General features: G+C 66.1%; 15 protein-coding genes and 1 pseudogene. 14 read left to right on the top strand and 2 right to left on the bottom strand.

Annotated elements, in window-relative coordinates:
- From GTK09_RS24510 to GTK09_RS24490, 5 genes and pseudogenes are all read left to right on the top strand, one after another.
- Positions 1–115, top strand: a pseudogene (locus GTK09_RS24510) (IS481 family transposase); the annotation flags it as partial.
- A gap of 289 nt (positions 116–404) precedes the next feature.
- Complete coding sequence (locus GTK09_RS24505) at positions 405–1448, top strand: fatty acid desaturase (protein WP_312869956.1); 1044 nt, start codon at positions 405–407, stop codon at positions 1446–1448.
- Between the two features lie 142 nt (positions 1449–1590).
- Positions 1591–2481: a hypothetical protein gene (locus GTK09_RS24500; protein ID WP_163466038.1), complete on the top strand. Its 891-nt coding sequence runs from the start codon at positions 1591–1593 to the stop codon at positions 2479–2481.
- Positions 2482–2606: 125 nt separating this feature from the next.
- Complete coding sequence (locus tag GTK09_RS24495) at positions 2607–4250, top strand: FGGY-family carbohydrate kinase (protein ID WP_163466037.1); 1644 nt, start codon at positions 2607–2609, stop codon at positions 4248–4250.
- A 141-nt stretch (positions 4251–4391) separates the two neighbouring features.
- The gene (locus GTK09_RS24490; RefSeq protein ID WP_246218114.1) at positions 4392–4898 is read left to right on the top strand and encodes a DUF3429 domain-containing protein; all 507 of its coding nucleotides are present in this window, start codon (positions 4392–4394) and stop codon (positions 4896–4898) included.
- 7 nt (positions 4899–4905) lie between these two features.
- Here GTK09_RS24490 and GTK09_RS24485 read toward each other — a convergent pair whose 3' ends face one another.
- Positions 4906–5412: a lysozyme inhibitor LprI family protein gene (locus tag GTK09_RS24485; RefSeq protein WP_163466035.1), complete on the bottom strand. Its 507-nt coding sequence runs from the start codon at positions 5410–5412 to the stop codon at positions 4906–4908.
- 92 nt (positions 5413–5504) lie between these two features.
- On the opposite strand from GTK09_RS24485, the gene GTK09_RS24480 reads away from it, so the two are divergent.
- Together GTK09_RS24480 and GTK09_RS24475 are read left to right on the top strand one after the other, a co-directional pair.
- The gene (locus tag GTK09_RS24480; RefSeq protein ID WP_163466034.1) at positions 5505–5990 is read left to right on the top strand and encodes a TspO/MBR family protein; all 486 of its coding nucleotides are present in this window, start codon (positions 5505–5507) and stop codon (positions 5988–5990) included.
- Between the two features lie 65 nt (positions 5991–6055).
- Positions 6056–6820 (top strand): SDR family NAD(P)-dependent oxidoreductase, encoded by a 765-nt coding sequence (locus GTK09_RS24475; RefSeq protein ID WP_163466033.1) that lies wholly within the window; start codon positions 6056–6058, stop codon positions 6818–6820.
- 105 nt (positions 6821–6925) lie between these two features.
- Here the strand turns inward: GTK09_RS24475 and GTK09_RS24470 are convergent, their stop codons facing one another.
- On the bottom strand, positions 6926–7420 hold the full coding sequence (locus GTK09_RS24470) for a MarR family winged helix-turn-helix transcriptional regulator (RefSeq protein ID WP_163466032.1): 495 nt from the start codon (positions 7418–7420) through the stop codon (positions 6926–6928).
- 101 nt (positions 7421–7521) lie between these two features.
- Here GTK09_RS24470 and GTK09_RS24465 point away from each other — a divergent pair, with 101 nt between their 5' ends.
- From GTK09_RS24465 to mmsB, 7 genes are all read left to right on the top strand, one after another.
- Entirely contained in the window at positions 7522–8607 is a 1086-nt protein-coding gene (locus tag GTK09_RS24465) for an efflux RND transporter periplasmic adaptor subunit (protein WP_163466031.1), read from the top strand.
- Positions 8604–9698, top strand: coding sequence for an efflux RND transporter periplasmic adaptor subunit (locus GTK09_RS24460; protein ID WP_163466030.1), 1095 nt, complete (start codon positions 8604–8606; stop codon positions 9696–9698). Before GTK09_RS24465 ends, GTK09_RS24460 begins: the two co-directional genes overlap by 4 nt.
- Entirely contained in the window at positions 9695–12877 is a 3183-nt protein-coding gene (locus GTK09_RS24455) for an efflux RND transporter permease subunit (protein WP_163466029.1), read from the top strand. Before GTK09_RS24460 ends, GTK09_RS24455 begins: the two co-directional genes overlap by 4 nt.
- Positions 12878–13145: 268 nt before the next feature.
- Complete coding sequence (locus GTK09_RS24450; protein WP_246218113.1) at positions 13146–13868, top strand: FadR/GntR family transcriptional regulator; 723 nt, start codon at positions 13146–13148, stop codon at positions 13866–13868.
- A gap of 58 nt (positions 13869–13926) precedes the next feature.
- The gene (gene chvE / locus GTK09_RS24445; protein ID WP_203561189.1) at positions 13927–14994 is read left to right on the top strand and encodes a multiple monosaccharide ABC transporter substrate-binding protein; all 1068 of its coding nucleotides are present in this window, start codon (positions 13927–13929) and stop codon (positions 14992–14994) included.
- A 156-nt stretch (positions 14995–15150) separates the two neighbouring features.
- Positions 15151–16683, top strand: coding sequence for a multiple monosaccharide ABC transporter ATP-binding protein (gene mmsA, locus GTK09_RS24440; protein WP_163466026.1), 1533 nt, complete (start codon positions 15151–15153; stop codon positions 16681–16683).
- Positions 16684–16693: 10 nt separating this feature from the next.
- Positions 16694–17911: a multiple monosaccharide ABC transporter permease gene (gene mmsB, locus GTK09_RS24435; protein WP_163466025.1), complete on the top strand. Its 1218-nt coding sequence runs from the start codon at positions 16694–16696 to the stop codon at positions 17909–17911.
- Positions 17912–17916: the final 5 nt, after the last annotated feature.

Below are 17916 nucleotides of genomic sequence, written 5' to 3'. Positions count from 1 at the left end.
CGATCTCGACGCCTGGCTCGTCCACTACAACACCGAACGCCCGCACCTCGGCTACCGCAACATGGGCCGTAGGCCAGTCGAAACCGTCATGTCATTCGTCAGTCAAGAAGCTTAAGTGGACACACGGCGAAAGCCGGAATGCGATTGCGCTGGATCTCGCTTCGCCCGGTGCCTTCGTCGTCGCGGTCTGGCGATCGTGGCGGTGATCCCTCGCTGCCACCTTGTTTCGATCCCGAAAGAACCTTATTTCGATGCGACGCGGCGGGGAAAAAGTCTCCGTGTTCGACGGATCGTCGGTCAATCGACGAGTTTTCCACTTCAATCTTCCGCTGGCTTCTTCGGGCGCCGCCGTATCGAGGCCGAACGACAATGAATTGCAACGCATCTTCCTTGGACAGCCGCACGTGACCGCGGCTGGAACCTCCGGGGCCGCTTCCGTCGGCCCGGCCTGGTCGCGCATCCTTGCCGGATACCGCCAGCCGGACGCGCTTCGCAGCGTCTTCGAGATCGTCGTCACGGCGGCGCCTTTCGTCGTCCTGTGGGCGCTGGCCGCCCTAGCCGTCGTTCACGGCCACTACTGGGGCCTCGTCCTGACGATCCCCGCTGCCGGCTTCCTGGTGCGTCTGTTCATGCTGCAGCACGATTGCGGCCATGGCGCCCTGTTCGCCCGCCGCGCCGTCAACGACTGGACCGGGCGGGTGATCGGCGTGTTGACCTTCACGCCCTACGACTACTGGCGGCGGACCCACGCCATCCATCACGCGACGGCCGGCAATCTCGACAAGCGCGGCATCGGCGACGTCGACACGCTGACCGTCGGCGAATATCGGGCGCTTTCGGGGTGGGGCAGGGCCAAATACCGGCTCTACCGGCATCCCGCGATCATGTTCGGCTTCGGGCCGGCCTGGCTGTTCATCTGCCAGTACCGGCTGCCGATCGGCCTGATGCGCGCCGGCGTCACGCCCTGGACGTCGACGCTCGCGACCAATCTCGGCATCGCGATCCCGGCGGCGGTCCTGATCTGGCTGATGGGGCTCTGGCCGTTCCTCGCCGTGCAGCTGCCGATCACCCTGATGGCCTCGACCGTCGGCGTCTGGCTGTTCTACGTCCAGCATCAGTTCGAGGAGACCCACTGGTCGGAGGGCAAGGACTGGAAGTTCCAGCATGCCGCCCTGCACGGCGCTTCCCATTACGATCTTCCCGCCGTGCTGCGCTGGTTCACCGGCAATATCGGCATCCACCACGTGCACCATCTGTCGAGCACGATCCCGTTCTACCGGCTTCCCAAGGTGCTCGACGCCCATCCCGAACTGCGCGACCTGGGCCGCATCACGCTTTGGCAGAGCCTGCGCTGCGTGAAGCTCGTCCTGTGGGACGAGACCGGCAAGCGGCTGGTGTCGTTCAAGCAGGCCAGAGCGCTGCAGGGTGCCGCTCCGGCCGCCGCCTGAAGGCGTCCTTCCGCGGCAAACGTGCAGAGTTCGGCTGCGCCGGTTTTTCCCTGGTCGGCCCGAGCCCCAGTAGCGCCGGATGCAAGTCCGGCGCCAGTGCGCCTTGCTATGTCCCGGCGATCGTCAGCTGGGGCTCGAAGCGATGCCAATCTCCAAACCTGCCGCCTTCGGCCTGATCCTCGCGCTCCTGCCCATCCACGCCGCAGAGGCCGAGTGGCGGCAAAGCCGGACGGGAGACTGGAAGGCGGCCTATTCGTGCGACGCGCGCGAGGAAACCTGCGTCGCCCTCACCTGCGAACCCGGTCGGAACGCCAGATTCGGCCTCTGGTCGACGCAGTTCGCCGCCGTCGATCCCGGTGACATGCGGCAGGTGGGACGCTTCGAGATCGACGTCGACGGCGCGGCCACCTCGTTTCCGGTCGAGGACGGCGAGTATCTCTCCGAAAAGCGGGTGATCTTCTGGCCGATGGATCGCCAGTTCCTGCGCGACGTCGAGGGCGGGACGACCCTGTCCCTTCGTGGCTGGGGCGATCCGAGGATCGATCTCCGCGACAACGAGGGGTCGATCGGCCGGACGCTCGAAGGCTGTTCCGTCGTCGATCCGGCGTCGGTCGACGCGCGCAAGCCGGATGCGGACCTGCTTCGAAGCGCGGCCGTCGATGCGGGAGACGGGCTGTCCCTGTTGAAGAATGTCATGCCGAGCGACGCCGCCTGCGAGCGCAGCGGCGAGGGCGCCTCCTGTCGGGTCGGCGAAACGGCGAATTCGAGCCTCAACTCGCTCCTCGCGCAATTCGACGGGGGAAGCGGAGACATCACGATCCGCGCGGAGATCGCCCATGGCATCGGCGATCACGAGGGCTACCGGGACAGGCTCTACGACATCCTGGCAGGCTTCGAAATTCCGCAATCCTTTGCCGATCGGTGTCTGCTGCAGGGGGCGGTGACCCTGGATGTCGCCGGGTACGGCGTCGAGTGCGACAGCTACACGCCGCCGAACGCGACGATCGCGACGTTTCGTATCGGCCGGCTTTGACGGCCGGACGCAGAGGTCCTTCGATGGAACGGCCCTTCGGGCTGTTTCGAACCATGGGTGCCACCCCTTTTCTTTGCCGATGAAATCCGGCTAGGTCGCTGGCGAAGCGAACCTTTGGAGGCGGCATGGCTGAGGCGTTTCTCGGCATCGACGTGGGAACGGGCAGCGCCCGCGCCGGGCTGTTCGATCGTAGTGGCCGGCTGCTCGCCTCGGCCAAGCGCCCGATCCGCCTGTGGCGCGAAGATCCGAACATCTACGAGCAGTCCTCCGACGACATCTGGCGGGCGATCTGCGGCAGTGTCCGCGAGGCGATGGAAAAGTCTGGCTTGCCGCCGGAAGCAGTGAAGGGCCTCGGCTTCGACGCCACCTGCTCGCTCGTGGTTCTCGACGGTGAGGGAACGCCGTTGACGGTCAGCCACTCGGGCGACCACCAGCGCAACGTCATCGTCTGGATGGATCACCGGGCGCTCGATCAGACCGCCCGCATCAACGCATCCGGCCATCCGGTGCTGCGCTATGTCGGCGGGCGGATCTCGCCGGAGATGGAAACGCCGAAGCTGTTGTGGCTGAAGGAGAACCTGCCGGAGACCTACCAGCGTGCCGGCCAGTTCTTCGATCTCGCCGATTTCCTGTCGTTTCGCGCGACGGGCAGCCTCGCCCGCTCGGTCTGCACGCTCACCTGCAAATGGACCTATCTCGCCCATGAGGGCCGCTTCGACGCCGAATTCTTCCGAACGATCGGCCTCGAAGACCTGGCGGAGGAGGACTTCGCCCGCATCGGCACGGAGGTCGTCGACATTGCGACGCCGCTGGGCGGCGGGCTGAGCGAAGCGGCCGCCGCCGACCTCGGCCTTCTTGCCGGCACGCCCGTCGGCGCCTCGCTGATCGACGCCCATGCCGGCGGGGTCGGCACGGTGGGTGGCATGAACGGCGCGGGCAGGGTCGCCGATCCGACGGCAGAACTCGCCTTCATCATGGGCACCTCCTCCTGCACGATGACGCTGACCCGCGAGCCGGCCTTCGTCGACGGCGTCTGGGGGCCGTATCTCGGCGCGATGATCCCCGGCTACTGGCTGCTCGAGGGCGGCCAGTCGGCCTATGGCGCGGCGCTCGACCATGTCGTTTCGCTGCATCCGGCCTATCCGGCGGCGGAACGGGCCGCACAGGCGGCGGGGATCGCGGTTCTCGATCATCTGGAAAGACGTGCCGTCGAGATCGCCGGATCGCTGGAATCCGTGGCGTTTCTCGGCGCCGAACTCACCGTCGTGCCGGAATTCCTCGGCAACCGCTCGCCGGAGGCAGACCCCCATGCGAGAGGCGCGATCTCGGGCCTGACGCTCGCCGCCAGCGAGGAAAGCCTCGTCAGGCTCTTCGTCGCGACGCTGTCGGGCCTTTGCTACGGCACCCGCCAGATCGTCGAGGCCAACCGGGCGAAGGGGCTCGAACTCGGCACCATCGTCGCCTCGGGGGGCGCCGCCCACTCGGCGCTTTTGCGCCGGCTGCTCGCCGACGCCACGGGCCTGTCGGTGGCGCTGCCGGAGACGCCGGAGCCGGTGCTCCTCGGCAGCGCCATGGTGGGCGCCGTCGCTGGCGGGGCCCACGTCGATCTCAAGGCGGCCGCCGCGGCGATGGGCCGCACCGGCGAGGTTCTCCGCCCCTCGGGCGGCGCCGTCGCCGATTTCCATGCGGCGAAATACGAGGCCTATCGGTTGCTGCAGCATTGCGAAAGGCAGACGCGGGCGATCCTGCGCCCATATCTCGGGGCCTGAGAGACGCGCTCCGAAGAGCTTCCCTTCGATCGGGGGGCGGAAGATCTATCCGCCCTTCGAAACAATCGGCCGTCACCTGCGAAACCACAGGGACACCGGCACAGGCGGCGAGGGGGACGGGCAATGGCGAGAGGAACGACGATGGCGAGCAGAGACGACGGCCGGACGATCACCGCGACCGAGGCCGCCGAACCGCCGCCGATCGGCGCGCTCTTCGCCTTCGCGGCCATGCTGCCGATCGGGGCCGGTGCCGTCTATCTGTGGATCGGCGACGAGGCGCAGTCGTTTCTGACGGTCAATCTGACGCTGCTCTGGGGCGCGGCGATCCTCACCTTCCTCGCCGGCGTGCGCCGCGGCGTCAGCTTCCGCCAGCCGGGCGGGCCGACGCTTTCGCAACTCGCCACCATGCTCTGGCTCTACGGCCTCGGATTCCTCGCCATCGTCGAGACCGTCTGGGCCTACACGCTGACGGCGACGGCGCTGGAATTCGTCGGCTTTCTCAGCCTCGCGGCTCTCGATCCGATCGCGGCGAAGAACGGCGAGGCGCCGCTGTTCTTCGCCTCGCTCAGGCCGATCCAGATGGCGATCCCGATCGTCGCCCTGCCGGTGCTCGGCTACTATGTCTGGCAGAGCCCGCTCTTCGGCTGACGGCTCGCTACCGGGGCTCGTCCGTGAGGCCGAGTTCGATCGCCCGCTCGGCCGTCATCCGATTCTGGCAGGCGGCGTAGACGGTGAAACGGATCGTGCCGTCCATGTTGCGGGCGTAGAGCCGGTCGCATTCGGCGTCGCGAAAGGCGATCCAGGCGCGCTGGGCCTTCTTGAGGCCGGCAGCCGCTTGCGGATCTCCGCCGTTCTCCTTGGCCTCGGCGTCGTAGGAGGACGCATCCTTCATGGCCGCCTGATAGTTCTCGTTGAGGACCTTGTCCCAGGCTTCGGCCTCGCGGTCGTAGCAGCCGTTGATGCCGGTGTCGGTTTCGGAGAGGTCGTCGAGGCAGGGCGTGACCACCGTCTCGATACAGCTGCGCGGATCGTCTTTGGCGCCCTCGACGCAGGATTTGAGGGCGGCGGCGTCGGCCGCGACGTCCGGCCCGGCGGCCCCGGCGGCCCCGGCAGGGTGGGCGAGGAGAAGGAGAGCGAGTAGGATTGTCGTGAAGTGTTTCATTCGGAATGGCACCTGATGGGATCGGCAGCGTTGATGGCTTTGATATCGAACGCTTTCGCCGCTCTCGGCAATCGAATTTTTGGGGATCTGAGATGGCATCGCTCCTGAGCCTCGGCGTCTTCGTCGTGATCGTCCTCGTCGTCGCGTCGAGCGGCGCCGTGTTCAAGCCGGGACCGTGGTACCAGCGGCTCGACAAGCCGGGCTGGACGCCGCCGAACTGGGCCTTTCCGACCGTCTGGTCAGTGCTTTACGTAATGATCGCCATCGCCGGCTGGCGGGTCTACGAGACCGCCGGACTCGTCGCGACGCCGTTCCTTGCTTACGCGGTTCAACTCCTCCTCAACGCCGCATGGTCGGCGCTGTTCTTCGGCCTGAAGCGGCCGGGGCTGGCTTTTGCCGACGTCCTGGCCCTGTGGGTGGCGGTGGCGATCAATGCCCTGGTGTTCTACCCGATCGACGCGGTCGCGGGGCTCCTGATGATCCCCTATCTCGCCTGGGTGACGGCGGCGGCCTGTTTGAATTTCTCGGTCTGGCGCCGCAACCCGCAGGCGTTCCGCACCGCCGCCGCGAACGGTTGACCGGAAGCGTCGGCTCGTCGCAAAGAGGCGCCGCACGCCACCGACGAGCCACGGAGTTTCGACCGATGCCGCAATTCGCCACCTATCCGAGCCTGTCCGGCAAGAGCGTCCTCGTCACCGGCGGTGCGTCCGGGATCGGGGCAGAGATCGTCCGCGCCTTCGCAGGGCAGGGCGCGAAGGTCGGCTTCCTCGATCTCAACGAGGCGGGCTCGGCCGCGCTGGCCGAGGAACTCTCGGCGGGTGGCGCGAGCGTCGGCTTCGAGCTTTGCGATCTGCGCGACATTGAAGCGACCAAAGGCGCGATCGCCGCTCTGGCGACGCGCCACGGCGCGGCGACCGTCCTCGTCAACAACGCCGCCCGCGACGACCGGCATGGCTGGGAAAGCGTCACGCCGGACTATTTCGACGAGCGGATCGCCACTAATCTCAGGCACATGTTCTTTGCCATCCAGGCCGTCGCGCCCGGCATGATCGCCGGCGGCGGCGGTTCGATCGTCAACATGGGCTCGAACTCCTGGTGGGAGGCCGGCGGCGGCATGCCGGCCTACACGACGGCGAAGGCCGCGGTGCACGGCATGACCCGGTCCTTCGCACGCGATCTCGGGCCGCACCGGATCCGGGTCAACACCGTCGTGCCGGGCTGGATCATGACCGAGCGCCAGAAACAGCTCTGGGTCACCGAGGCGGCGATCGACAAGCATCGCGACCGCCAGTGCCTGAAGGATCTCATCGAGCCGGCCTATGTCGCCCGGATGGTGCTGTTCCTCGCCTCGGACGATGCGGCGATGTGCACCGCCAACAACTACATGGTCGAGGCCGGCTCGATCTGAGACGCTCGCATTCCCGATCACGGGCTCGTTCCGGCCCGAACCGATCGGCGCCGGGCGTCTTCCGTCGCGTCCGCCGGGTTGGAAGTTGTGGCGAACCTTTCCCCGTCAGCGCTTCTCCTTCGCGCCGACGCATGGCACCGGTTCTTCGAGAAGCGCGCGATAAAAGCGCATGACGCCGAGCGCCTCCTCCCGGGACAATCCGCCGTAGGCGGCCTGCAGGCGGTCGCGCATGGGCGCCTGGTCCTCGAGCACCTTGCCGGCCTTTTCTTCGACCAGGGCGATGATTACGCCGCGACGGTCCGCCGGGTTGGGGCGGCGTGCGACGAAGCCCTCCCGCTCCAGCCGATCGAGCAGCGCCGTCGTCGCGCCCGTCGACAGGCCGACATGCTCGGCGATCATCTTGGCGCTGACCGGCTCGGCGGCTTCCGCCAGGAATCCCAGGCACATGAGGTCGGTCAGAGCCAGCCCGTAGCGGGTCGCGAGCTCGCGATCGAGCCCCAGCGCGACGTGAACCACCTGCTTGAACAGCTGGGAAAATTCCTTGAAGCCTTCAGGTTGCCGCGATCTCGACGGCGGCGGCGCGGCCTTTGCGGGGGGCATTGACGGTCCTCGTCCTGGCAGTGTATCTCGATCATAAAGTAATTTGATCGATAAGTAACATGGATGTTCGGTCGATGGTAAGGTGGTTTCATCGGCGCCCCATGCGCCCCTTGCTGGGGCTCGGGGCGTTGGCGATCGCGCCGCTCCTCGCCGGCTGTGGCGAAGAGCCCGTGCCGGATGCGCCGCCGCAGGTCGCGGCCTTCGTCGAGGCCGAGGCGAAGCCCTACACCCGGACGATTTCCCTGACCGGCACCATCGTCGCCCGCAACACCTCGACCTATGCCTTCGAGACCGGCGGCAGGGTGATCGAGGTCGACGTCGACGTCGGCGACCATGTCGAGGTTGGCACCGTCCTGGCCAGGATCGATCCGACCCAGGAAGAGGCCGATGTCGCCTCGGCAAAAGCCAAGGTCGGATCGGCCGAGGCAGTGGTCGCGCAGGCCGAGGCCGCCTTCGATCGCCAGAAGCAGTTGCTGGCCCAGGGCTTCACCACCCGCTCGAGCTACGATGAAGCGGAACAGACGCTCGCCACCGCCGGGAGCGATCTTGATACCGCAAGATCCGATCTGACGACCGCCGAAAACACGCTGGACGACACGGTGCTGAGAGCGAAGGCGGACGGCGTGATCACCAGCCGCAGCATCGATCCGGGCCAGGTCGTCACGGCGGCCCAGGCGGCCTTCGGCTTTGCCCAGAGCGGTGCCCTCGATGCCGTCTTCGGGGTCCAGGAACAGCTGCTGCTTTCGGGCGGCAAGCCTCCGTCGGTGGAAGTCTCGCTGGTCGAGAACCCGTCGGTGTCGGCGATCGGCCACATCCGCGAGATCTCGCCGCTGATCGACAGCGGCACCGGCACGGTCCAGGTCAAGCTTGGCCTCGAAAATCCGCCGCCCGAGATGACGCTCGGTTCGGCCGTCGTCGGCCGCGAGAGCGGTGGCGGGCCGAGCGAGGCCGTCAGCCTGCCCTGGAACGCGCTGCTGGTGAAGAACGGCGAGCCCGCGGTCTGGGTGATCGGCGAGAGCGGCCAGCCGATGCTGAAGCCGATCGAGATCACGGCCTATCGCACCAAGGACGTTCTCGTCGCGAGCGGGATCGAAGAGGGCGAGCGCGTCATCACCGACGGCTCGCAACTGGTGCTGCCGGGCACGACGCCCCAGCTCGTACCCGCCAAGACGGAGGAAGCGCGATGACGATGCGATCGCGACTTCGCGCGGCCGGGACCCTGTCGCTGGCCTTCTTCGTGGTCGCCTGCAGCCAGTCGGACGAGGGGGAGGCGCCCCCGCCGCCGCCGCGGCCAGTTCTCACCACCGTGCTCGCCGCGAGCGATCCCCAGGCCCTCGGCTACAGCGGAACCGTCGAGCCGCGCTTCACCACGCAGCTCGCCTTCCGCACCCTCGGCCGCATCGTCTCGCGGTCGGTCGACGTCGGCGACCTCGTCGAAAAAGGCGAGCCGGTCGCCGCGATCGACGCCGAGACCCTCGATGCGGACCTCAGGTCGGCCGAGGCGCAGGTCGACAGCGCCGAGATCCAGGATCGCAATGCCAGGGCGGCCTTCGAGCGGACGAAGCGGCTGTTCGCCGAAAAGACGGTGGCGCAGTCCGAGGTCGACAACGCGCAGCAGAGCCTCAGCGCCGCCGAGGCGCAGCTCGTCAGCGCCAAGGCGCAGCTCGCCAAGGCGCAGAATTCCCTGTCCTATGCCGTTCTCAATGCCCCCTTCGATGGCGTCATCACCAATCGCGCCGCCGACGTCGGCCAGGTGGTCTCCGCCGGCGAAGAGGTGATGACCTTGGCCCGCACGGATCAGCGCGAGGCGGTGATCGACGTTCCGGCCGAACGCGCCGGGGAAGTGTCCGTCGGCTCCCCCTTCGAGGTCGTTCTGCAGATCGCCCCGTCGGTGAAGGCGCGCGGCGCGGTGCGTGAGATCGCGCCCCAGGCCGACACGCTGACCCGGACGGTGCGAATGCGCATTTCGCTCGACGATCCGCAGAACGCCTTCCGGCTGGGGGCGCTGATCAGCGCGATACCCGCCGCGAAGGCCAGCAAGCCGGTGGTCTTCCTGCCTCAAAGCGCGATCCTCGAGGAGGACGGCAAGACCCGGATCTGGGTCGTCGATACGAGTGAGGCAACCGTGCACAAGCGGGACGTCGTGATCGAACGCGACGGCGGCGGTCGGGTGATTCTGGTGTCCGGCGCACAGACCGGAGACGAGGTGGTGACGGCCGGCGTCCACAGTCTCGAAGACGGTCAGAAGGTTTCGCTCTCGAAGGGGCTCCAGTCGTGAAGTCGTTCAATCTGTCCGATTGGGCGCTGCATCATCGCTCGATGATCTGGTTCCTGATGCTGATCGCCTGCTTCGCCGGCCTGTTCTCCTACTTCAACCTCGGGCGGGAGGAGGACCCGAACTTCACCATCAAGACGATGGTGGTCTCCGCCTCGATGCCGGGGGCGACGGTCAAGGAAATGACCGAGCAGGTCACCGACCGGATCGAGAAGAAGCTCCAGGAACTCGACAGCCTCGACTACACCCGATCGATCACCACCCCGGGCCAGACGGTCATCTTCGTCAATCTCCTGCCGACGACCAGGGCCGAGGCCGTGCCGGGCATCTGGCAGAAGGTCCGCAACAAGATGGCGGACATTCGGGCGGACTTTCCGTCCGAGTTCCAGGGCTTCGGCTTCAACGACGAATTCGGCGACGTCTACGGCAACATCTACGCCTTCACCGCCGATGGCATCTCGTTCCGCCAGCTCCGCGACTATGTCGAAGGCGTCCGCACCCAGCTCCTGCAGCTCGGCGATGCCGGCAAGGTCGATCTGGTCGGAGAGCAGGACGAGGCGATCTATCTGGAATTCTCGCTGCGCAAGATCGCCGGCCTCGGCCTCGATCAGCAGTCGATCATCGACACCCTGCAGGCGCAGAACGCCATCGCGCCCTCGGGCGTGATCCAGTCCGGCCCCGAACGGATCATCGTCCGGGTCTCCGGTCAGTACACCTCCGAGGACAGCCTGAAGGCGGTCAATCTCCGGGTCAACGACCGCTTCTTCAAGCTGAGCGACGTCGCCACCATCACCCGCAGCTATCAGGATCCCCCGACGACGTTGTTCCGCTTCAACGGCCAGCCGGCGATCGGCCTCGCCATCGGCATGCGCTCGGGCGGCAACATCGTCGACTTCAGCGAGGAGCTGAAGCACGAAATGACGAGGATCATCAGCGAACTGCCGATCGGGGTCGGGGTGCATCAGGTCGCCGACCAGGGCGCGGTGGTCGAGGAATCGGTGGGCGGCTTCACCCAGGCGCTGTTCGAGGCCGTGGCGATCGTGCTCGCGGTCAGCTTCATCAGCCTCGGCTTCCGGGCGGGCCTCGTCGTCACCCTGTCGATCCCGCTGGTTCTCGCCATGACCTTCATTGGCATGGAATATGCCGGCCTGAACCTCCAGCGTATCTCGCTCGGCGCTCTCATCATCGCCCTCGGCCTCCTTGTCGACGACGCGATGATCGCCATCGAGACCATGGTCTCGCGCATGGAAATCGGCGAGACGCGGGAGAAGGCGGCGAGCTTCGCCTGGACGTCGATCGCCTTTCCGATGCTGTCCGGGACGCTGGTGACGGTCGCCGGCTTCCTGCCGATCGGCTTCAACAATTCCAACGCCGGCGAATACACCTTCTCGCTCTTCGTCGTCATCGCCATGTCGCTGAGCCTGTCGTGGATCGTCGCGGTGCTGTTCACGCCGCTGATCGGCGTGATGATCCTGCCCAAATCGATGCACAAGCACGACGCCAAGCCGGGCTTCGTGCGCCGCACTTTCTCGACGGTGCTGCGCGGGGCGATGCGCTTTCGCTGGATCACCATCATCGTCACGGTCGCGCTCTTCGCGGGCTCGATCTACGCGATGCAGTTCGTCCAGCAGCAGTTCTTCCCGACCTCGGACAGGCCCGAACTCGTCGTCGACTTCACGCTGCGGCACAATGCGACGATCGCCGAGACGCGCGCCCAGATGGACGCGCTGGAGGCGACGCTGAGAGGCGACGACGATGTCGACCACTGGAGTTCCTATGTCGGCCAGTCGGCGGAACGCTTCATCCTCGCCTACGACGTTCAGCCCTCCAACCCGTTCTTCGGGCAGGTGGTGATCGTCAACAAGGATCTCCAAGCGCGTGAGCGGGTGAAGTCGAAGCTTCAGTCCTTCGTCCGCGAGAACCTCGTCGGCACGGACGTCTATGTGAAATATCTCGAGCTCGGCCCCCCGGTCGGCCGCCCCGTCCAGTACCGTCTCGGCGGTCCCGACATCGAGGTCGTCCGCGACAAGGCCCGCGAACTCGCTGCGCTGATGGCGAGCGACAGCCGGCTGACCTCGATCGTGCGGGATTGGAGCGAGCCGGCGCGTGTCCTGAAGGTCGAGATCCTGCAGGACAAGGCCCGACAGCTGGGCATCACCTCCCAGGAGATCGCCTCGCGGCTGAATTCCGTGCTCGACGGCTCGACCATCACCGACATTCGCGACGGCATCTATCTCGTGCCGGTGATCGCCCGCGGCTCGAAGTCGGATCGCGATTCCATCGAGGCGATCGAGAACCTGCAGCTGACCAATTCGCAGGGCGATGCCATCCCGCTCGCCAGCCTGGTCAGCTACCAGTACACCTATGAGGATCCGATCCTCTACTCGCGCTCGCGCATCCCGACCATCACCGTGAGCGCGGCCGTCAACGGCCCGGCGCAGCCGGCGACGATCGTCCAGGCCCTCGCCCCGAAGATCGCCGAGTTCGGGAAGACCCTGCCGCCGGACTATCATGTCGAAATCGGCGGTGCGGTGGAATCGAGCGAAGAGAGCCAGGGGCCGATCGCCGCCGTCATCCCGGTGATGCTCCTCGCCATGCTGACGCTGATCATGATTCAGATGCAGAGCTTTCGGGCGCTGTTCGTGGTGCTGTGCGCGGCGCCACTGGGGCTCATCGGCGTCGTCGCGGCGCTCTTGCCCTCCGGCGCTCCGCTCGGCTTCGTCGCGATCCTCGGCGTCCTCGCTTTGATCGGCATCCTGATCCGCAACTCGATTATCCTCGTCCACCAGATCGACGTTTTGCGGGAAGAGGGGATGCATCCCTGGCAGGCGGTCTTCGAGGCGAGCGAGATGCGCGCCCGGCCGATCGTCCTGACGGCCGCCGCCGCCAGCCTCGCGCTGATCCCGATCTCGCGCGAGATCTTCTGGGGGCCGATGGCCTACGCGATGATGGGCGGCATCATCGCCGGCACGCTGATCACTCTCCTGTTCATCCCGGCGCTCTATCTCGCGGTGTTTCGGATATCCAAGCCGAAGGATGGCGATCTGCCGTCGAAGGACCACTTGCCGGCGCCGCATGGAGCCGGGGGCTCCGCCGCGGTGTCGGGGGGCGGGGCCGTTGGCGACGGCCTGCCGACCGGTTCCGGCATGAAGTTTCCCTGGAGTCCGCCGGCGGGCCGTTGAGGGACTGCTCCGCCCGCAGCGCAGAGCAGACCCGGTTTCGATCCGGAATTGTGGCCTCCGGGTTCCAGCCTGCTTGGCGCCCTTCGCGCCAATGATACGACCTTCGTCGTAGATCCGGCCCTACGGGTCTTGCGCAATCGACGTTTCCGGCGCAATGGTACGACCATTGCGGATGGGAGGTCCGGCCGGGTCCATGGGGTACGAGCGTTCGACAATCGACGGGGAGCGGTCGAATCGCACCGTTGCGCTCGCTGCCGAATTCGGCCGCATGATCACGTCCGGCGATCTGCTCAGCGGCGACGCGCTGCCGACGGAAAAGGAAATCCAGTCCCATCACGGCGTCTCGCGCACGGTGGTGCGGGAGGCGATCCGTCATCTCGCCGCCAAGGGCCTCGTTAGCGTCGGCCCGAAGGTCGGCACCAAGGTGCGCCCCCGCATCGCCTGGAACATGCTGGACGCCGACGTCATGGCCTGGCATCTCACCGCGCCGGTCCGCCGCCCCTTCATCGAGGCGCTGTACGAAATGCGCCTGATCAACGAGCCGAACGCGGCGCGGCTCGCAGCAAGGCGCATCGACGAGGCGCAAAGCGAGCGCCTCCGGCGGGCACTCGGCGGCATGCGCGACTATCCGCGCGGCTCGGCTGAACTCATTGCCGCGGATCTCGACTTCCATCGCATCGTGCTCGAGGCGACGGGCAATCCGCTGCTCGTCTCGCTCGGCTCGCTGATCGAGCGCAGCCTGTCGGTCTCCTTCTCCTTGTCTTGGCGGCAGAACCCGCAGGACGAGACGGTGCGCCAGCACGACCGGGTGATGCAGGCGATCCTTTCCGGCGACGGCGACGCGGCCGAACTGTTCATGCGGCGCCTCATCGAGAGCGCCTTCGACGACGTCATTCATGCCCTCTACGCCAATGGCGAGGAGGAAACGCGGTCCGGCGGCGCGCCGGACGCAAGGAAGATCGCCGAGCCGCGCCCGTCCGGTGCGGCTTGAGCAGGAAAGGGCGCTTTCAGGCGCCTGCAACGGTCAGGGAGGTGATGTGACCATGATGATGAAAACACTTTTCGCGGGGGTCGCGGCTGCGGTCGTGGCGCTGGCGGCTCCGATGTCGGCGAATGCCCAGGACAAGGGCACGATCGGCATTGCCATGCCGACGAAGTCCTCGGCGCGCTGGATCGCCGACGGCGACAACATGGTGAAGCAGTTCCAGGAAGCCGGCTACGCCGCCAACCTGCAATATGCCGAGGACGACATCCCGAACCAGGTGAACCAGGTCGAGAACATGATCACCACGGGCGTCGATGCGCTGGTGATCGCCGCCATCGACGGCACGACCTTGTCGAACACCTTGGCGAACGCGGCCGCCGCCGGCATTCCGGTGATCGCCTACGACCGGTTGATCCGCGATTCGGAGAATGTCGACTACTACGCGACCTTCGACAACTTCCAGGTCGGCGTGCAGCAGGCCGAGTCGCTGGTCGACGGCCTGAAGCAGCGCTTCCCCGACCAGGAGAGCTGGAGCGTCGAACTCTTCGGCGGATCGCCGGACGACAACAACGCCTTCTTCTTCTACAACGGCGCGATGAGCGTGCTGCAGCCGCTGATCGACGAGGGCAAGATCAAGATCCCCTCCGGCCAGATGGGCATGGACAAGGTCGGCACCCTGCGCTGGGACGGCTCGGTCGCCCAGGCGCGCATGGATAACCTCCTGTCGGCCAACTACACCGGCGACCAGAAGGTCAATGGTGTACTTTCGCCCTATGACGGCCTGTCCATCGGCATCATCTCCTCGCTGAAGGGCGTCGGCTACGGCTCCGGCGATCTGGAAATGCCGATCATCACCGGCCAGGACGCCGAGGTTCCATCGGTCAAGGCGATCCTCAGGGGCGACCAGTATTCGACGATCTTCAAGGACACCCGCGAGCTCGCCAAGGTGACCGTGCAGATGGTCGATGCCGTCCTTCAGGACAAGGAGCCGGAGGTCAACGACACCAAGACCTACGACAACGGCGTCAAGGTCGTGCCGTCCTACCTGCTGAAGCCGATGCTGGTCACCAAGGACAATTGGGAAAAGGTGCTCGTCGAGAGCGGCTACTACAAGGAAGACCAGATCAAGTAATCCGTCGTTCCAGGGCGCGATGCTCCGGCAACCCAGTCGTCGGCGCGCCTGGGTCTTCCGGCGCGCCGCATCGATCGGGCAGGGCCCGTTCGCCATGGCAAACTTCACGTCCGGGCGCTGCCGGCCTGCGGCGCGGACGCTTCGAGACATTCCGTCATGACCACCATTTTGCAGATGCAGGGTATCACCAAGACCTTCCCGGGGGTGATCGCGCTCGACGACGTCAATCTCAGCGTGGCGGAGGGCGAGATCCACGCCCTCGTCGGCGAGAACGGCGCCGGCAAGTCGACCCTGATGAAGGTGCTGTCGGGTGTCTATCCGCACGGCTCCTACGATGGGGTGATCGAGTTCAAGGGCGAGGAATGCCGCTTCTCCGGCATCGCCGACTCGGAAAAGCGCGGCATCATCATCATCCACCAGGAGCTGGCGCTGGTGCCGCTGCTGTCGATCGCCGAGAACATCTTCCTCGGCAACGAGCGGGCGGCTGGTGGCGTCATCGACTGGCACGAGACCTTCTCGCGGACCCGCGAGCTTCTCGCCAAGGTCGGCCTGAAGGAATCGCCCCAGACCCGGGTCACCGAGCTCGGGCTCGGCAAGCAGCAGCTGGTCGAGATCGCCAAGGCGCTGTCGAAGGAGGTCAAGCTCCTGATCCTCGACGAGCCCACGTCGAGTCTCAACGAGACCGACTCCGAGGCGCTGCTCAAGCTGCTCCTGGAGTTCAAGGCCGCCGGCATCTCCTCGATCCTGATCTCCCACAAACTCAACGAGATCTCCAAGGTCGCCGACACGATCACCGTCCTGCGCGACGGCGCGGCGGTCTCCACCCTCGACGCCAAGGGCAGCGCCGTGAGCGAGGCGGACATCATCCGCGACATGGTCGGCCGTAGCCTCAACGACCGCTACCCGCCGCGGAGCCCGCAGATCGGCGAGACGATCTTCGAGGTGAAGAACTGGACGGCCCATCACCCGCAGCATTCCGAGCGCAAGGTCTGCGACGACGTCAGTTTTCACGTGAAGGCAGGGGAGGTCGTCGGCATCGCCGGGCTGATGGGGGCAGGGCGCACCGAGCTCGCCATGAGCCTGTTCGGCAAGTCCTACGGCACGAACATTTCCGGCACGGTGGAGATGCATGGGCGTCCGGTGGACGTCTCGACCGTCAACCGGGCGATCTCGGCCGGCATCTGCTACGCCACGGAAGACCGCAAGACCTTCGGCCTCGTCCTCGACGACACCATCCGCCGCAACATTCCGCTCGCCAATCTCGACGGGATCGCCAACGGCATCGTCATCGACGAGCACCGCGAGCTCGACGTTGCGCGCGACTATCGCGAGCGCATCCGGATCAAATGTTCCTCGACGGCGCAGGAGGTGGTCAACCTCTCCGGCGGCAACCAGCAGAAGGTCGTCCTGGCGAAATGGCTCTTCGCCGGCCCCGAGGTGCTGATCCTCGACGAGCCGACCAGAGGCATCGATGTCGGCGCGAAATACGAAATCTACGCGATCATCGCCGAGCTGGCCAAGACCGGCAAGGCGATCGTCGTGATCTCCTCGGAGATGCCCGAGCTGCTCGGCATCACCGACCGGATCTACGTCATGAACGAAGGCCGCTTCGTCGGCGAAATGCCGACCAGCGACGCCTCGCAGGAGAAGATCATGTCGCTGATCATTCGCTCCGGCCACAGGAACTGAGGAAACCCGAATGTCGCAAGATGTCATTCATCAGCCGAGCGCGACGAAGCCGGCACCGAGCGGAACGGCCGGCGCATCGGCGAGCTTCATCCGCAAGCACATGCGCGAATACGGCATTCTGCTCGCGCTGATCGTCATCATGGCGTTCTTCCAGGTCGTCACCAACGGCATTCTCCTGAAGCCGATCAACCTGACCAACCTGATCCTGCAGAATTCCTACGTCATCATCATGGCGCTGGGGATGCTGCTCGTCATCGTCTCCGGCCATATCGACCTCTCCGTCGGCTCCGTCCTCGGCTTCGTCGGGGCGTTGGCAGCGGTGATGATCGTCCAGTGGGACATGAACTACGTCCTCGCCGGCGTGATCTGCCTCGCCGTCGGTGCGTTGATCGGCGCCATGCAGGGCTATTGGATCGCCTATTGGAAGATCCCATCCTTCATCGTCACACTGGCCGGCATGCTGGTGTTCAAAGGGCTGACGCTCTGGGTGCTGGCGGGGCAATCGGTCGGCCCGTTCCCGCGAGGCTTCCAGCTGATCTCCTCTGGTTTCCTGCCGGACGTCTTCGGCATCAAGGGCTTCAACCTGTTGTCGATGCTGCTCGGCGTCGCCGTCGTCGCGGTGCTGCTGTTCTTCGGCCTGCGCTCGCGCTTCCGCAATCGCTCCAGCGGCCATGACGACGAGCCGGCGCTGTTCTTCTTCGCCCGCAACTTCATCCTCGCCGCGGCGATCGTCTACCTCACCTGGGCGCTCTCGACCTTCCGGGGCTTTCCGAACGTCCTCGTGGTGATGGCGCTCCTGATCGCCGTCTACTCCTTCATCACCTCGCGCACGACCATCGGCCGGCGGATCTACGCCGTCGGCGGCAACGAGAAGGCGACGCGGCTGTCGGGCATCAACACCGAGCGGCTGGTGTTCCTGACCTTCGCCAACATGGGCATGCTGGCGGCTCTCGCGGGCCTCGTCTTCGCCGCCCGTCTCAACACCGCGACGCCGAAAGCCGGCCTCGGCTTCGAGCTCGACGTCATCGCCGCCGTCTTCATCGGCGGCGCCTCGATGGCCGGCGGCGTCGGCACGATCATCGGTGCGGTGATCGGCGCCTTCATCATGGGCGTGATGAACAACGGCATGTCGATTCTGGGCATCGGCATCGACTATCAGCAGGTGATCAAGGGCCTCGTCCTGCTCGTCGCCGTGATCTTCGACGTCTACAACAAGAACCGGGCCTGAGGCGC

The organism is Jiella pacifica (assembly GCF_010500815.1).
GTDB classification, from domain to species: Bacteria; Pseudomonadota; Alphaproteobacteria; order Rhizobiales; family Rhizobiaceae; genus Jiella; species Jiella pacifica.
This window is presented reverse-complemented; position numbering and strand designations above follow the sequence as displayed.

Coding starts and splice junctions, on each gene's coding strand:
- GTK09_RS24500 (WP_163466038.1), top strand. CDS start 1,591: ATGCCAATCTCCAAACCTGCCGCCTTCGGCCTGATCCTCGCGCTCCTG.
- GTK09_RS24495 (WP_163466037.1), top strand. CDS start 2,607: ATGGCTGAGGCGTTTCTCGGCATCGACGTGGGAACGGGCAGCGCCCGC.
- GTK09_RS24490 (WP_246218114.1), top strand. CDS start 4,392: ATGGCGAGCAGAGACGACGGCCGGACGATCACCGCGACCGAGGCCGCC.
- GTK09_RS24485 (WP_163466035.1), bottom strand. CDS start 5,412: ATGAAACACTTCACGACAATCCTACTCGCTCTCCTTCTCCTCGCCCAC.
- GTK09_RS24480 (WP_163466034.1), top strand. CDS start 5,505: ATGGCATCGCTCCTGAGCCTCGGCGTCTTCGTCGTGATCGTCCTCGTC.
- GTK09_RS24475 (WP_163466033.1), top strand. CDS start 6,056: ATGCCGCAATTCGCCACCTATCCGAGCCTGTCCGGCAAGAGCGTCCTC.
- GTK09_RS24470 (WP_163466032.1), bottom strand. CDS start 7,420: ATGCCCCCCGCAAAGGCCGCGCCGCCGCCGTCGAGATCGCGGCAACCT.
- GTK09_RS24465 (WP_163466031.1), top strand. CDS start 7,522: ATGCGCCCCTTGCTGGGGCTCGGGGCGTTGGCGATCGCGCCGCTCCTC.
- GTK09_RS24460 (WP_163466030.1), top strand. CDS start 8,604: ATGACGATGCGATCGCGACTTCGCGCGGCCGGGACCCTGTCGCTGGCC.
- GTK09_RS24450 (WP_246218113.1), top strand. CDS start 13,146: ATGATCACGTCCGGCGATCTGCTCAGCGGCGACGCGCTGCCGACGGAA.
- chvE (WP_203561189.1), top strand. CDS start 13,927: ATGAAAACACTTTTCGCGGGGGTCGCGGCTGCGGTCGTGGCGCTGGCG.
- mmsA (WP_163466026.1), top strand. CDS start 15,151: ATGACCACCATTTTGCAGATGCAGGGTATCACCAAGACCTTCCCGGGG.
- mmsB (WP_163466025.1), top strand. CDS start 16,694: ATGTCGCAAGATGTCATTCATCAGCCGAGCGCGACGAAGCCGGCACCG.